Here is a 15,949-nt window from a genome sequence, read left to right as displayed (position 1 = left end):
GCAATGATTGTCTGACTGCGGAGAGATAAAAAACTTTTTCTGTCGAAAAAACTCATTTACATAGAAAAATCTCTCCATGCCGGAGAGATTTTTCTGAAATCATTAAAGCATTTCTTTTACTTTACGAACAACGTTCTCTACAGTAAATCCATACTCTTCCATAATCTTCTCACCAGGAGCAGAAGCACCGAATGTATCGATACCTAACACATCTCCTTCAAGACCTACGTAACGGTGCCATCCGAATGTAGCACCCATTTCGATTGCGAAACGTTTTGTTACTGCTTTTGGTAATACAGATTCTTTGTACTCTGCAGGTTGAGCTTCAAAACGATCCATAGATGGCATGCTGACAACAGCTGCGTCAACGCCGTCCGCTGCTAATGCTTTTTGAGCTTCAACAGCTAGGCTTACTTCAGACCCAGTTGCAAGTAAGATAACATCAGCCGTTTCTTTCTTGCTTGCAGAAACTACATATGCACCTTTTGCTACTTTTTCATACGTATCATCTTTTGCACCTTCTAATGTTGGAAGGTCTTGACGAGTTAATACTAAAGCAGTTGGTTTGTTTGTAGATTCTAAAGCCAGTCTCCAAGCTGCAACAGATTCGTTACCATCAGCTGGACGGATAACAGAAACGTTCGGCATTGCACGAAGCGCTGCTAATTGTTCGACTGGTTCATGTGTTGGACCATCTTCACCAACAGCGATACTGTCATGTGTGAATACATACGTTACTGGCAATTGCATTAATGCTGCAAGGCGAATTGCTGGACGTAAGTAATCAGAGAATACGAAGAACGTACCACCGTAAGTTTTTAAACCGCCATGTAATGCAATACCGTTCATTGCTGCACCCATTGCGAACTCACGTACACCGTACCAAATGTTTTTACCGCTGTAATCGTCTCTTGTAAAGTCTTTTTCGTTATTCATGTATGTTTTGTTAGAACCAGCAAGGTCAGCAGATCCACCGAAGAATGATGGTACAGACTCTGCAATTGCATTAATTACAGCACCAGAAGAATTACGAGTTGCTGCTTTTGATCCTAATTCATAAGTTGGTAAGTTTTGCTCCCAACCTTCTGGAAGTTGACCGTTCATTGCTGCTTGGAATTCGTTTGCTAATTCTGGGTATGCTTGCGCATATTCACCTAGCATAGTGTTCCACTCTGCTTGCGTAGTTTCACCAACATCTTGTACTGTTTTACGGAAGTTGTCGTATACCTCTTCTGCTACGTGGAAGTCTTGTTCAGCAGTCCAAGCATATGCTTCTTTCGTTAATTTTGTTTCTTCTACACCAAGTGGAGAACCATGTGAAGCTGATTTTCCTGATTTGTTTGGAGAACCGAAACCAATTGTCGTTCTTACTTCAATTAGCGTTGGGCGTTTTTCGTCAGCTTTCGCTTCTTCAATTGCTTTCGCGATTGCTTCAATATCGTTTCCATCCTCAACACGGATCACTTGCCATCCGTATGCTTTGTAACGATCTTCTACACTTTCAGAGAATGAACGATTTAAATCGCCATCTAATGAAATATCGTTTGAATCATAAAGCACAACAAGACGACCTAATTGTAAATGAGCAGCTAATGAAGATGCTTCAGCAGAAACGCCCTCCATTAAATCTCCATCACCACAAATAGCGTATGTATAATGATCTACTACATTATACGCATCACGGTTATATTTAGCAGCTAAATGTCTTTCAGCCATTGCCATACCTACAGCAGTTGCAATACCTTGTCCAAGTGGACCAGTCGTTGCATCTACACCAGCTGTATGACCGTACTCAGGATGTCCTGGAGTTTTGCTTCCCCATTGACGGAAGTTCTTTAAGTCATCCATTGTTACATCATAACCAGATAGATGAAGTAGGCTGTATAATAACATTGAACCATGACCTGCAGATAATACGAAACGATCACGGTTAAACCACGTTGGGTTATTTGGATTGTGTTTCATAAATTGAGTCCATAATGTATAAGCCATTGGTGCTGCACCCATTGGCATTCCTGGGTGACCAGAGTTTGCTTTTTCAATCGCATCGATGGATAATGTGCGAATCGTGTTGATAGAAAGTTGTTCGATTGAATGTGACATGCTATTCTTCCCTTCGCTTATATTAGTAAACGTTTTATACATTTATATGATAGCTTCCCACGCAAGATTATACAACATGTATCGACAAATATGTTGATATTTTTTTGATTTTTTATAAAAAAATCAATGTTTCCGGGAATGTATGGGCATTCAATATGACATACTTTTTCATTATTTTTATTTTAAAAAGAAAGAGAATTATCTGTATATTTATACAAATTTCTTCTATACTTACGTTTTTAAATACGTTTTTAAAAATATAAAAAGCATCTAACTTCGATGCTTTTCAAATAAGTTAAACAATCCGTTTGCGAATCGAACTTGAAATCAAATCAATTATAATTACCATTAAAATAATACCTAATAAAATAATCCCAACACGAGACCAATTCCGTGAACTCAGCGCAAAAATTAAAGGTGTACCAATCCCTCCTGCTCCGATAACCCCTAAAATCGCAGCGGATCGTACATTAATTTCAAATCTGTATAACGTATACGATAGAAAGTCTGGTAACACTTGTGGTAACACTGCATACCAAAGTATTTGAAAACGGTTTGCTCCTGTTGCTAGTAACGCTTCCGTCGGTCCTTTATCTATGTTTTCAATTCCTTCTGAATATAGTTTTCCTAACATTCCAATAGAATGTAATCCTAAGGCTAATACTCCTGCAAAAGAGCCTGGACCAACAGCTTTTATAAATAAAAGAGCCATAACTAATTCAGGAAACGTACGAACAAAACTAAGTACAAATTTTCCAGATCCTGAAGTTAATTTTCCACTACTCATATTCGTTGCCGCCCAAAAGGCAAACGGAACAGATAAAAATGCAGAAATAAATGTACCTAATATCGCAATTGCCAACGTATCAATTAATCCATGCAATAAATCTTCACCATCTGGCAAAGATACATACGACCAGTCTGGATTCAATACCCCTGTCATAATTGCTTTCGTGATTTCACCTGCTGTGTCCTTTATCCCTTCTAATGGTACTCCTGAAAAGGCCCAAACATAAACAAATGTAATTGCTATAAAAATAACCCAGCGATATACACTCAGTTTCTTCGGTTTTGGCACAATCATCGTCGTTCTATTCATTATAGTTTCTCCCGCAACAATGTACTAATGTAGTCAATTAACAAAACAACAATAAGGGTATAAATAATTATAGAAGCAGTTTGTTGATATTGTAAAAATCCAAGTGTACGATCATAATATAGTCCAATACCACCTGCTCCTACTAAACCTAGGACAGCCGCTGCACGTACATTCACCTCAAATGTATATAGTACATAGGAAACAAAGTGTGCTTTTACTTGTGGAATGACTCCATAAACAATCCATTGCACCTTAGTAGCCCCTACAGCTGTCATCGCTTCTAGTGGGCCAGGGTCAATTGATTCAATTGATTCATACAACAATTTCGCTACAAGTCCAATTGAAAAAAAAGTAAGAGCCAAAATACCTGGAAGTGGCCCAATTCCAAAAATCGCTACGAAAATAGCCGCCAATAATAAATCTGGTATCGTTCGTATAAAATTTAAAATCATTCGAGCTGGACTATATAAAAATGTGTTAGTAAACACATTACTTGCTGCAAACAATGCAAGTGGAATAGCTAAAATCGCTCCTAAGGTCGTCCCAATAATCGCCATACGTATTGTATCTAACATCGCTGTTGTAATAACTTGAAAATAACTCCAATCAGGTGGCACCATTTCTTTCAATAGATCTACCATATTTGGAAAACCGTCTACCAGTTTTGAAAATGATGCATCTACTTGTACACTACTACTCCACAGCATTAAAATAACTAAAATAAACGTTAACATATGTTTCAATTTACTCGGCGGCTTCGGTATTTCATTTGAATATATCGTCATGTCATTCATTTTACTGCCACCTCTAATAATTCGCTTTTCTGAGCAACGTCCCCATAAATTTCAGCAAATTTTTCATCCGTTGCTTCTTCTACTAAACCGTCAAAAACAATTTCTCCTGCATGTAATCCGATAATGCGTGTCGCATATTGTCTAGCCAAATCAATAGAATGTAAATTTACAATTGTCGTGATTCCAAAATCTTCATTAATTTTTTTCAAATCATCTAGCACTTGCTTTGTCGTAAGTGGATCTAACGATGCAACAGGCTCATCTGCCAATATGATTTTTGCTTCTTGCGCCAATGCTCTAGCTATCGATACACGTTGCTGTTGTCCTCCTGATAATTCATCAGCACGTGCATATGCTTTTTCTAAAATATTCACTCTTTTTAATGCTTGAAATGCGAGCTCCACATCTTCTTTCGGAAACAAACCTAACGTTGTACGTAGTGTGGAATGATATCCAACACGACCAGCTAATACATTTTTTAATACTGTTGATCGCTTTACAAGGTTAAAACTTTGGAAGATCATACCGATATCCCGGCGCATACGCCTTAATCCTTTTCCTTTCGCAGAAGTAATAGACTCACCTTCAATAATAATTTCTCCTTCGGTAATCTCATGAAGACGATTTACGGATCTGAGAAGTGTAGATTTTCCGGCTCCGGATAATCCGACCATTACAATAAACTCACCTTTTTGAATCTTTAAATTTATATTATTCAATCCCTTTGTGCCATTCGGATACATTTTGGAAACATTTCGAAACTCTATCACACATCTTACCTACTTTCAATGTATTATCAATAACTAAAAAACGGCAAACTAACTGAAATCTCACACCTTCCAGCTAGCCGCCATTTCACTATGTATTATTGCGTCTTCACTGTCTTTCCATATTCACGAACAATATCAAATTTACTATCATCAGATTTAATATATCCTTCATGGGAATATACTTCTTTAATGATTTTACGGCCTTCCTCATTTTTTCCAATTTCAATGAAAGCATCTTGTAATTTCTTACTCCACTCTGCATCTAAATCCGAGCGTACAGAAATTGTATCGTTCGGAATTTTCTCAGTAAATTTCACTATTTTCGTTTGATCAAATATATTCGGATAATCTTTTTTTACAATATTACGAGCATCTTGGAATACAACAGCTGCATCTACATCACCATTTAAAAGTGCAATAAGTGACTGATCATGGCCTTTTAATGTAACAGGTTTCACATCCTTTAGCGGATCAATTCCCTCTTTTAATAGAACAGCTGCAGGCCATACATATCCTGCTGATGATGTTACATCTTGATAACCAATTTTTTTACCTTTTAAATCTTTTACACTATTTATATTAGAGTCTTTTTTAACAACAAACTCAGATTTATAATAGTCTACTAAATCTTTTGTAGGAGCTCCTGTTTCATCCTCTACTCCAAAACGTTGTGCTTGCAAAATTACATTAGCAGCCTTCTTTTCATGTGCTAACACGTACGCTGTTGGCGGTAAAAACCCTACATCTACTTGTTTAGATGCCATCGCTTCTACAATTGTATTGTAGTTAGTTGAAATACTAACTTTTACCGGAATATTTAATTTATCGCTTAATAGCTTTTCCAATGGTTTTGCCTTCGCCTCTAGCGTATCCGCATTTTGAGAAGGAACAAATTGAACATTTAAGGTCTTTGGTACATAACCTTTTTTCGTATCTTCATTTTTACTTGCACTTGATTCTTTCGCTCCGCAGCCACTTAATAATCCCGCCGCTAGTACAACTGTTGTACTCATTGCAAAAACTTTTTTCAACATATTAATGCCTCCATTTTTCTTGTTATGAAATAAGCTTCCGTAAACATGAAGAAATATATCACATATTTTGATGCACAATTTGTTATTTACAGAATCTTTACACATTCTATACATTCACATCAAAATTCACTTCACATATTTGATATGATGAATTGGAAGATAACAATAGAAAAGGTGAGTCATATTGGAACAAAATCAAACTGTAACTTTAAACATCTTATTAACAAGCGATATACATGGCACTGTTTATCCCATTTACTACCAAGATAACTCCCCGGCAGAACTTGGTTTAGCTAAAATTTCTACTCTTATAAAAAAAGAACGTTCCCAAAATACAAACGTTCTTTTAATTGATAATGGTGACTTCATTCAAGGAACACCATTTACTTATCATTATGTTACATACGAAAAAAACAAAAAAAACCCAATGTCCTTATTAGCGAATTACCTACAGTATGATGCTGCAGTTATCGGCAATCATGAATTTAATTACGGGATGGACATATTAAATAATGCTGTGACTACTGCGAACTTCCCGTACCTATCAGCAAACATTTTAGATAAAAACATAAAGAAACCCTATTTCGGAAAACCTTATATAATCAAACAGATTGAATCAAATATAAAAATTGCTATTTTAGGGGTAACAACACATTACATCCCAAATTGGGAACAGGCCCATCATATTAAAGATTTACTATTTGAAGATGCATTAGAGACTACAAAAAAATGGGTTTCTTATATTCACGAACACGAGAAACCAGATTTATTAGTCGTAGCCTATCACGGTGGATTTGAAAGTGATTTACAAACCGGGGAACCGACTGAAGTGTTAACAGGTGAAAACCAAGGATATGCAATGTGCCAGGAAATTGAAGGCATAGATCTTTTACTAACAGGTCATCAACACCGAGACATTTCTCACACAATGGCTAACGGTGTAACAATTTTACAGACCGGATGCAATGGACACTCAGTTGGAAAAGTAAAAGTAACATTCGAAAAAATGAAACATAAATGGGTGAAAAAAGAGAGTTCTTCTGAATTATTATCTGTACAAGGGGTTGAAGCGGACCAAGATGTACTTTCATTGGTAGCCGATTACGAAGAGAAAACACAAAAGTGGCTTGATCAACCTATTGGAATTATTGAGGGGGACATGAAAATTTCAGATGCTATGCAAACTCGTTTGCATGATCATCCTTTTATCGAGTTCATAAATAAAATACAGATGGATATAGCTAATGTATCAATTTCTTGTACAAGTTTGTTCCATAATACATCTCCAGGCTTCCCAGAACATGTAACAATGCGTGACATCGTTTCTAATTATATTTATCCAAACACATTAAAAGTAATTAGAATAACTGGAGCAGATATAAAAGATGCTCTTGAACTCTCTGCTTCTTATTTCACATTAAAAACAGATGGATCCATCATCGTAAGCCCTACCTACATAGAACCAAAACCACAACATTATAATTATGATATGTGGGAAGGGATTTCATATGTATTAAACATTTCAAAACCAATTGGTGAAAGAGTAGAATCTTTACAGCATAAAAGTGCTCCTCTTAATATGAATGACGAATATGACGTTGTAATGAATAATTATCGTGCAAGTGGCGGGGGAAATTTCTTTATGTTTCAAAACAAACCGATAGTAAAAGATATACCCACTGATATGTCTGAACTTATCGCTAATTATATATTGGAACATAGAACGATAGAAGCAACCGTTAATAACAACTGGAAAGTTATTAAATAAGGATTTTTACAAATAAAAAAGATGGGCTTCGCCCATCTTTTAATTTAATTTTGCATTATCTTGCTTTTTTAAAGCTTTTAATTTCGTCGGTGTAACATCTGTACCTTCTTCGTTAACAACTTTAATACCTTTAAGTTCGTTTAACATATTTTGACGAAATCCTTTTAAATATTGTTCACGTAGCGATTGACGCTCACGTTGCTCTTCTTCAGTTAAACCTTCAGCTTTTGCTTTTTTCGCTAAGAAGTTAATGCGTTCAACGAGTTCGTGATTAATCATCTCGAATCCCCCTTCTAATCAAAACTGATTATTATCATACAATAGTTACTCTTCTTTATCAAGCAATTGCTTCGTATACTCTACATATCTACGATGTACAGTCGCCTTTGAAACATTATGACCAAATCCACGTAGTGTTGCTGCAATTTCTTCAAACGTGAGTTCACTTTTTCGCAAACGTACAATTTCCTCAATTGGCACTTCTTTTTTCTCTCTTCCTACACTTAAATGACGATTTTTTAAATTATTTTCTGGACGATAACCTTTTTCTACTGCACGTTGCATACCTCGTTTAATTTTCAAGTTATGAATCTTCCTTTGATATTCTTCAACAATACCAATAATATCTAATACCATCGAATCAGAATCCGACAATTGTAATTCACCATTATGTGTATGTGTATATACTTTTATGCCTTCTTTATGTAAACAATGCATTAATGCAATCTTCGCATTCCCTCTACCAAGGCGCGTTTCATCTTGTATAAGTAACACATCAATTTGTTCGTCCCGAATTGTATCTAACACCTCTAATATACCGTCACGTTCAATTGTATACCCACTAGCCTGCTCTTCAATCACCTTCGTAACATTCATTTGATAGCGCTCAGCTAAATGCAATAATTCATCTTTTTGACGTAATAATGATGTTTCTTGCGCTTCTTTCGTTGTACTCACACGTGCATAAATAATTGCATTCATTTTGAACCCCTCTTTCTCCCTATCATTTCCCTATAGTGTAACATAAATCTGCCATTTGTTCGAACTTATGTTTGTAGAATGTTTTTTCACATGTTATACTTATTAATAAGAAAAATGAAAGAAAACGAGGTGTTAGAAAACATGGAAAAGTTAACGAAACGCCAGCAAGACATTCTCGACTTTATTAAGCTAAAAGTACAAGAAAAAGGATATCCACCTTCCGTACGTGAAATTGGTCAAGCAGTCGGCCTCGCTTCTAGTTCTACAGTGCACGGACATTTATCACGATTAGAAGAAAAAGGATACATTCGACGCGATCCAACAAAACCACGTGCCATTGAAATTTTAGGCGAAGACCGAATGGATACGGAAACACAATCTGTTATTCAAGTTCCAATTGTCGGAAAAGTTACTGCTGGTTTACCAATTACAGCGGTCGAAAGCGTAGAGGAACATTTCCCACTTCCAGCTAGCATTGTTTCCGGAGCAGACCAAGTGTTCATGTTACGTATTTCTGGAGATAGTATGATTGAAGCTGGTATTTTCGATGGAGATTTAGTTGTTGTTCGCCAACAACAGTCTGCATATAATGGTGAAATTGTAGTCGCTTTAACAGAAGATAACGAAGCAACTGTTAAACGTTTCTATAAAGAAAAAGACCATTTCCGTCTACAACCAGAAAACTCTTCATTAGAACCTATCATTTTAAAACAAGTGTCAGTTATCGGGAAAGTAATTGGCGTATATCGTGATTTACATTAAAAATAATAAAAAGAAGATAATTACCTTATTTATATACGGTAATTATCTTCTTTTTGTATTTTGATAGATTTCCATGCACTCTATTTCTTATTAACGAGTTTCAATCGTGACATCTCCAGCAGCCGTTTTACCGCTAATCTTTTTACTACCATTTCCAATTGTTACGTTATTATTTTCTTCATTAAAAATTGTTACATCTCCGGCAGCACTTTGCCCAGTAATTACCGCATCTTGTGGTTTTTCCGATAAAGTAATATCTATATCTCCCGCAGTTGAACTTGCTTCTAGATTATACTTAGAATCATGATCTTGAATATTTATTTCCCCACTTGTTGTTTTTGCGGTCACTTTCCCTATTACTTTTTTAAAGTTCACCTCACCAGCTTTTGTAGATCCCTCCACATTCTTAGACGTTACTTGTTTCAGCTCTACTTCTCCAGCAAGTGTTCTAACACTTACACTATCACTTTTCACATCACTCATTTCGATTTGTCCAGCAGATGAATTTACTTTTACATCTTGATAAGAGCGTTCGGGCACAAGGAGAGTCAATTTAGACGTTTGGAACCTAAAATCGTAAAAAGAAAAATCAAATGAAGCACCTTTTTCTCTTTCCCCAATAATTTTTAATGTGTCACCATCTTCTGCAATACGAATCTCTTGTTTACGTACATCTCCTGATTGCTTTACATAAAAAGAAGAGTCAGGAGATTTTTGGATAACAATATCTCCGGCATCTAACTTAACTTCTATATTTTTTAATGTTTCGTTTTTAATTACATCTTCTTTATCGCCTTTTTCAGCAGTTTGTACTGCTTTTTCATATGTTTGGGAAATTCCTATTACTCCAATAATGATACAAGCGATAGCGATTAAAAATAGTTTTTTCATCATTTACTCTCCTTTTATCATTTTGAAGTTCCATATTACGTATCGTACACACAATCTCTTAAACCACTTTGTACTATAAAAAGCGATAATACATAACAACAAACCTACTCCAACAAACGTTATACTAACGAAAAGATCCAACCATATAAAAGTACCCATAAATACTTTTCCAATAACGAAAAATGGTGTTACTACACTAGCAATGCCACCAATCCAAAAAGAAAATATAAAAGCAACAATTGCGACTAACGGGCCTAACACAATAATAAAATTAAACAAACTAAGTCCAATCGCTGCCATAACAGCTCTTGTCACATTTGAAGTCGATGGATTTTTTTTCATTTCATCGAAGCGATACATCGCAAGTAACTCTTTTGCGATTACTTTCGGAGAACCAAGGCCCTGAATTATTTCTGATTCAGTTTTCCCCTCTTCTAGTCCAAACTGAAAGTGCTCTTCATAATCCAATAAAATATCTTGCCTCTCTTCCTCTGGTAACTTTCTAAGATAACTTGATAATTCTTTAAGAAACCCTTCTTTACTCATCCCATTCCACCCCTTCAATAATTTCTTGTACCCCTTTCGCAAAATCACGCCATTCTGTTACTAACAAATGAAATTGCGTCTCCCCTTGCTCTGTTAATTGATAATATTTACGAGGTGGCCCTTCCGTAGATTCCTTTAAATACGTTTGAAAATACCCTTCTTTCGTCAAACGACGTAACAAAGGATATACTGACCCTTCCGATATTAAAAATTTATTAGAAATTTGCTGAACAAGTTCATAACCGTAACTATCTTTACGTTTTACAAGTGCTAATACACAAAGTTCAAGCACACCTTTTTTAAACTGAACGTTCAAGTGTCATCCTCCTTTCCTATCTTAGTACTGTTCAATACACGGTACCTGATTTATCCATAATATACCACTTAGTATTATTTATTGCAAGGTACTAAGCTATATTTATTCCCTAAATTTAGAAAGCGAACTAACGAATCCCTGAATAAGACTGTGTTATAACTAAGCATCCTTCAAGGTTTCATTTCATTTACATTAAATATTAGACTTCATTCACTCTTTCCTCTTGAAGAATCCACCACAACCTTATTCACTATAGCTAATGAGAAAAAGCCCCAATACTTATCGGTATTAGGGCTTTTTCTCATTATTATATATTAATTGAATTTCTATTTGAGAACCTACATACGCGACAAATAATTTAATATCATATTTTATTTCTCATCCCCGTTTCCCAATATTTTTTGCTTAACATCTGATAAATCCTTTGACAACGAACTAAATGCTTTTGCTTGTTCTTCAATGACCTGTTGATTTTTTTCAATAACTTTTTGATATTGTTCTTCGCGCTGTTCATTCTTTTTTTGCGTAGTAAACAGCATCCACACAAATAAAGCTGCGAATGCTCCTTGTTGAATCATTGAATTGAAGATTTGTTCTTCCATCGTTCTCATCTCCTTTTCAAAAATTAAAAAGAATCACACGAGTGACCCTACTCTAATATCCTTATCTCACATTAAAATGTTCTTCTTTTACCCATGTATTTTGTCCAATATCGATATAACCATCTTTTCTTGCAAAAATCCCATATGGATAAGATCCATCTACATTTCCTTTATAATTTCCATTTGGACCATCATATGTGTTAATACCATAACCTGCTGGATATTTTGAATAAGCATGGAACCACTCTACTTCAAAGTGTTCTTCTTTTGCCCATGCTTCCCAACCTAGGCACAACATATTTTCATTCCCACCATACCAAGCAGCATCTATAATTAAATATGGCATTTTTGTATTAATGACATGACCTGTGAACCAGGCATCTTTTCCAGGGCCACTATATAAATTGATACCCGATCCTTCTGGGTATTTAGACGTTGCGATACCTAGCCCTTTTGGTTGTAGTGGTTTATTAGAAGGATCTGTTGTACCACCACCGTCTCCTTTTCCTAAGTAATCTAATGGATTCACAGCATTACTCTTATTAACGTTCCAAGACCCTTTATGCAATTCAAAATGTAGATGTTGACCAGTAACTTCTCCCGTGCTACCCATAACTCCAATAGTTTGTCCTTGCGTAACATAATCACCTTCTTTCACCGTTCGAGAACCGCTACGCATATGAGCATATACTGTTTCCCATGTAACCCCATCAATAGTGTGCACAATCATAATACATTCACCATAACTAGATGAAACATAAGAACGACTAACTCGTCCGCTAGCCGCTGCATAAATCGGATGATAACCCGATTCAGCCAGATCTATCCCATGATGATCTGGTCTACTCCCCCTAAAACCACTTGTTACTCTCGTTGTATCGGTTGGATAAATAAATTTCGCCATAATAATCTTCCTTCCTATTTATAAGTGATATAAAAAGGCACTTAAAAAAGCACCCTTTCATAACATTTTTTCTTTATATTTAAATTTAATATTTATAATCGCAGAATAAGAAACCCTTTGTTATTACCTTACATTAAAATGTTCTTCTTTTACCCATGTATTTTGTCCAATATCGATATAGCCATCTTTTCTCGCAAAAACGCCATATGGATAAGATCCATCTACATTTCCTTTATAATTTCCATTTGGGCCATCATATGTGTTAATACCATAACCTGCTGGATATTTTGAATAAGCATGGAACCACTCTACTTCAAAGTGTTCTTCTTTCGCCCATGCTTCCCAACCTAGGCACAACATATTTTCATTCCCACCATACCAAGCAGCATCTATAATTAAATATGGCATTTTTGTATTAATGACATGACCTGTGAACCAAGCATCTTTTCCAGGGCCACTATATAAATTGATACCCGATCCTTCTGGGTATTTAGACGTTGCGATTCCTAGTCCTTTTGGTTGTAACGGTTTATTGTCACCACCATCAGTTCCTCCGTTAAAATCAACATATTGCTTAACAATTTCAGAGTAGAAGAAATTCCCCCCATTTTTATATCGATAACCACCATTGTAGGCAACAGCGATAGGGTGACTATATTTCACCATAGCACCAGTTGTATTTCCGAGTGATGGAGCAACAACTGTTTTAGAATACAAATCTGCTACCGGTAATGAATGCTGTTTATTGTTAGAAGCTAACCAGCGAAGGTAAGCTCGTCCAAAATTATACGATTGAACAATGGCACTTAAATCTGTAATACCATTTTTCTTTGCATCATCAAAAGCTCCCTTTAAATGCTTTACTCCGTAATAAATTGAATCCTTAGGATTTTTAATTGTATTCATTGGCCAACCTTGTGATTCACTGGACTGCATAATATCGGGGGTTGTTTCAGAGTTCCCTCCACTTTCCACCATAATAATTCCAAGTACGTAAGGAACTAACTCAGGTACTCCTTGTGCGGAACATTCACTTTCTACCATTGATTGCCAACGTAACACTTGTTGTGGCAAATTCTTTGTTTTGACTGAAGCAGCTAATAAATTCATCATTAAACATCTCCTTATTTGCTATTATTTTCGCCTGTAAACCTACTACTTTACTAAATATAACCGGAAGCCAAATGCCCATTTATCTATAAAATCACTTCATGTTACTCACCTTCTTTCACAATAAAAAGAGCAACCATAAAAATAGTTGCCCTTTCGTCGAAATCTTATATTACTACCATAAATCACTTTTTCAATACTTTCTGTACACTGCATGTATCCTACAAAAAGGTAACATTAAAACCCATCTAAAAACTTGACAATCTTTCTTATTTCAGCATGTTTTCGGCGGATATAGCCTGTACTATAATGTAATTCAAACGCTATTTGTTCTAAAGTCATTCCATCAACATATTTCATTTTAAGTATTTGATGATCCAGTCCTGTAAACTTATTAATTAAAAGCTTTAAATCATACTCTTCATTCATCTTATAAGCTAATTCATATTCAATTACTTCAATTCGTCCTTCTACCTTAGCCCCTTCCGATTCAGCGTTTAATCGTACATTTTGCAAATCACCACTAATCCAACGCTTCAATTCGGCTTTTGATTTATCTAAGTTGTATTCTAAATAAGTAATTTCTTCTTCTAACTTCTTATAATCTTTGAGCCATTCGAACACTTACCGATTCACCCACTTCCGTTCTTTTTACAAAGTCTCTTAATACTAATTTAATAGAATGAATATGCTTATTAACTTTTTCAATCTTTATTACTTGTAAATTATCTTTCATTTTATAAACACAACCCTTTCCTAACATTTTTTTACCCTCTATTGATAAGTTCCTTACATCTTTAGAATTCAGATATTGTAATTAATTCCTGAATCCTTTTGAAAAAACTTCTAACAGTTCCCATAGAACTTTAAGAAATAAACTGAAATTACAAATGGTTCATACTTGATCCAAACATTCACTAATATCTTTATAATACTGTTCACTATGCATCGGGAATCTTTAAAGAATATAAATGTATTATTTTTTATTAAGGTAATATATTTCAAAATAACAAAATCATCTAACGTTTTTTCTTATGACTTATATTTATTTAACACTTCTTGTAATCTCTCACGCTCTTCATCAGTAGATTGCACGATTTTTCTTTCCTCTTCTTGATTTGTTGATTCATCATCTTTGTATAACCAATCAGGTACAATCTCTTTTCTATTTGAATACTTCCTACCTATCCCATTATATTTCTTTTTCTTGCTCATTTCGAAACGTCTATCTAGTATGGCCACATCAACTAATGTTTTAACTTCTTGCTCCTTCCAATTCCTCAATATAGCCTTAATGTAGTTCCATCTTGGTGCATTCTCATCAACGGCTTTATTAATTGCATGCTGAATTAATTCATCACTAAACAAATTACAAAAATCCCCCAACTCTGCAATTGCAATTTCACTTAACGGAATGCCCGTCCCCTTAATAAAGTTGCAACTTACTTTAACCTTCTCATTGCTGGATACACAAGAATCTAATTTATCAATATCATCATAATGATTAGTATTTTGTATATTAGTATTTCGTTTATTAGTAGTTATTCTATTAGTATTTAGTAGTGCTTGATTTTCCTCATATGGCTTTACCACATCTTGGTTTTCCACTTGTGGCATGTTCCTTTGTGGCGTTTCGTAAATTTCCGTATCCCACCTTGTAATTTTTTTGGTATTCCCATCACGAACAGGATAACGTTTTACATAACCTAATTCTTTTAATTCCTTAAAACCTGTACGGAGCGAATCTTCTCCATCCTTAGCATGTCGAGCTAATTCGCTAATATGAAAAGTCCAATCGTCTGGTAATGTAAGCGCATAGGCTAAGATTCCTTTCGCTTTCCAAGACAACCTTTCATCTTTTAAACCAGTATTATTTATAACGGAATAATTACTATCTTTTTTCACTCGAATAATTCCCATATTAGCCACCTCATAAATTCTCAAAAACGGTATTCAATGGTATACTTATCTAGAGATATTTTTTCTTATAGAATCCGCTGCAACGGATTCTTTTCTTATACATTCATTCAAAACAATTATGCTATCCATATCAATTTTCTCCTAAACCTCTCTTATTCCTCAAATTCAACATCCACTTGAATTTCGATATTCATAGGAATTTCTTGTGTTATACGAATCACATTTTGACTCACTCCTTTTTGAATAAGCTTTCTAACCTGCTCTTTTGCATCTTCTTTTGTTTTAAATTCACTGACAGTTGGTAGTCCTGCTAAACTGCTAGTAATGACTAAAATCTTTCTTTGCATGT

19 protein-coding genes are annotated in these 15,949 nt (G+C 35.2%); 2 read left to right on the top strand and 17 right to left on the bottom strand.

What is annotated here, in order from left to right:
• Nucleotides 1-102: 102 nt before the first annotated feature.
• From tkt to N2V92_RS16570, 5 genes are all read right to left on the bottom strand, one after another.
• Nucleotides 103-2,103: a transketolase gene (tkt, locus tag N2V92_RS16590; RefSeq protein WP_000019774.1), complete on the bottom strand. Its 2,001-nt coding sequence runs from the start codon at nt 2,101-2,103 to the stop codon at nt 103-105.
• A 295-nt stretch (nt 2,104-2,398) separates the two neighbouring features.
• Entirely contained in the window at nt 2,399-3,202 is an 804-nt protein-coding gene (gene phnE, locus N2V92_RS16585) for a phosphonate ABC transporter, permease protein PhnE (protein WP_001082385.1), read from the bottom strand.
• Nucleotides 3,202-3,996: a phosphonate ABC transporter, permease protein PhnE gene (phnE, locus tag N2V92_RS16580; protein WP_016077368.1), complete on the bottom strand. Its 795-nt coding sequence runs from the start codon at nt 3,994-3,996 to the stop codon at nt 3,202-3,204. Before phnE (N2V92_RS16580) ends, phnE (N2V92_RS16585) begins: the two co-directional genes overlap by 1 nt.
• Nucleotides 3,993-4,766 (bottom strand): phosphonate ABC transporter ATP-binding protein, encoded by a 774-nt coding sequence (gene phnC, locus N2V92_RS16575; protein ID WP_000569232.1) that lies wholly within the window; start codon nt 4,764-4,766, stop codon nt 3,993-3,995. Before phnC ends, phnE (N2V92_RS16580) begins: the two co-directional genes overlap by 4 nt.
• Nucleotides 4,767-4,861: 95 nt before the next feature.
• Nucleotides 4,862-5,800: a phosphate/phosphite/phosphonate ABC transporter substrate-binding protein gene (locus N2V92_RS16570; RefSeq protein ID WP_000915042.1), complete on the bottom strand. Its 939-nt coding sequence runs from the start codon at nt 5,798-5,800 to the stop codon at nt 4,862-4,864.
• A 184-nt stretch (nt 5,801-5,984) separates the two neighbouring features.
• Between N2V92_RS16570 and N2V92_RS16565 the strand changes: the two genes are divergently transcribed.
• The gene (locus N2V92_RS16565) at nt 5,985-7,568 is read left to right on the top strand and encodes a bifunctional metallophosphatase/5'-nucleotidase (protein ID WP_000437465.1); all 1,584 of its coding nucleotides are present in this window, start codon (nt 5,985-5,987) and stop codon (nt 7,566-7,568) included.
• Nucleotides 7,569-7,607: 39 nt separating this feature from the next.
• On the opposite strand, the gene N2V92_RS16560 is transcribed toward N2V92_RS16565, so the two are convergent.
• Both N2V92_RS16560 and N2V92_RS16555 read right to left on the bottom strand, forming a co-directional pair.
• The gene (locus tag N2V92_RS16560; protein WP_000607015.1) at nt 7,608-7,847 is read right to left on the bottom strand and encodes a DUF896 domain-containing protein; all 240 of its coding nucleotides are present in this window, start codon (nt 7,845-7,847) and stop codon (nt 7,608-7,610) included.
• A 45-nt stretch (nt 7,848-7,892) separates the two neighbouring features.
• Nucleotides 7,893-8,549: a YneB family resolvase-like protein gene (locus N2V92_RS16555; protein ID WP_000991471.1), complete on the bottom strand. Its 657-nt coding sequence runs from the start codon at nt 8,547-8,549 to the stop codon at nt 7,893-7,895.
• 141 nt (nt 8,550-8,690) lie between these two features.
• Between N2V92_RS16555 and lexA the strand changes: the two genes are divergently transcribed.
• Nucleotides 8,691-9,311, top strand: coding sequence for a transcriptional repressor LexA (gene lexA, locus N2V92_RS16550; RefSeq protein WP_000413739.1), 621 nt, complete (start codon nt 8,691-8,693; stop codon nt 9,309-9,311).
• Between the two features lie 90 nt (nt 9,312-9,401).
• On the opposite strand, the gene N2V92_RS16545 is transcribed toward lexA, so the two are convergent.
• The 10 genes from N2V92_RS16545 to N2V92_RS16500 form a co-directional block, all read right to left on the bottom strand.
• Nucleotides 9,402-10,205 (bottom strand): DUF4097 family beta strand repeat-containing protein, encoded by an 804-nt coding sequence (locus N2V92_RS16545; protein ID WP_003279471.1) that lies wholly within the window; start codon nt 10,203-10,205, stop codon nt 9,402-9,404.
• The gene (locus tag N2V92_RS16540) at nt 10,206-10,748 is read right to left on the bottom strand and encodes a DUF1700 domain-containing protein (protein WP_000031386.1); all 543 of its coding nucleotides are present in this window, start codon (nt 10,746-10,748) and stop codon (nt 10,206-10,208) included. It abuts the gene before it with no gap.
• Nucleotides 10,741-11,064 carry a PadR family transcriptional regulator gene (locus N2V92_RS16535; RefSeq protein ID WP_001102628.1) on the bottom strand — a complete coding sequence of 108 codons (324 nt, stop codon included), beginning with the start codon at nt 11,062-11,064 and terminating at the stop codon, nt 10,741-10,743. The genes N2V92_RS16540 and N2V92_RS16535 overlap by 8 nt, the downstream gene beginning before the upstream one ends.
• Before the next feature lie 371 nt (nt 11,065-11,435).
• Nucleotides 11,436-11,666 carry a BhlA/UviB family holin-like peptide gene (locus N2V92_RS16530; RefSeq protein ID WP_000392443.1) on the bottom strand — a complete coding sequence of 77 codons (231 nt, stop codon included), beginning with the start codon at nt 11,664-11,666 and terminating at the stop codon, nt 11,436-11,438.
• A 61-nt stretch (nt 11,667-11,727) separates the two neighbouring features.
• Nucleotides 11,728-12,570: a M23 family metallopeptidase gene (locus tag N2V92_RS16525; RefSeq protein WP_001051376.1), complete on the bottom strand. Its 843-nt coding sequence runs from the start codon at nt 12,568-12,570 to the stop codon at nt 11,728-11,730.
• 123 nt (nt 12,571-12,693) lie between these two features.
• Nucleotides 12,694-13,680, bottom strand: a complete 987-nt coding sequence (locus tag N2V92_RS16520) for a lysozyme family protein (protein ID WP_033668930.1) — start codon at nt 13,678-13,680, stop codon at nt 12,694-12,696.
• 237 nt (nt 13,681-13,917) lie between these two features.
• Nucleotides 13,918-14,304, bottom strand: coding sequence for a hypothetical protein (locus N2V92_RS16515; protein ID WP_000464432.1), 387 nt, complete (start codon nt 14,302-14,304; stop codon nt 13,918-13,920).
• Nucleotides 14,279-14,443 carry a hypothetical protein gene (locus N2V92_RS16510; protein WP_000900737.1) on the bottom strand — a complete coding sequence of 55 codons (165 nt, stop codon included), beginning with the start codon at nt 14,441-14,443 and terminating at the stop codon, nt 14,279-14,281. Before N2V92_RS16510 ends, N2V92_RS16515 begins: the two co-directional genes overlap by 26 nt.
• 269 nt (nt 14,444-14,712) lie before the next feature.
• On the bottom strand, nt 14,713-15,600 hold the full coding sequence (locus N2V92_RS16505; protein WP_000511422.1) for a DnaD domain protein: 888 nt from the start codon (nt 15,598-15,600) through the stop codon (nt 14,713-14,715).
• A gap of 152 nt (nt 15,601-15,752) precedes the next feature.
• Complete coding sequence (locus tag N2V92_RS16500) at nt 15,753-15,947, bottom strand: hypothetical protein (protein ID WP_001189066.1); 195 nt, start codon at nt 15,945-15,947, stop codon at nt 15,753-15,755.
• Between the last annotated feature and the right edge of the window lie 2 nt (nt 15,948-15,949).

Source organism: Bacillus sp. CH_48, from assembly GCF_038008465.1.
In the GTDB taxonomy this organism is placed as follows: Bacteria; Bacillota; Bacilli; order Bacillales; family Bacillaceae_G; genus Bacillus_A; species Bacillus_A thuringiensis_S.
The sequence above is the reverse complement of the archived record's forward strand: the minus strand, read 5'-3'. Positions and strand labels throughout refer to the sequence as shown.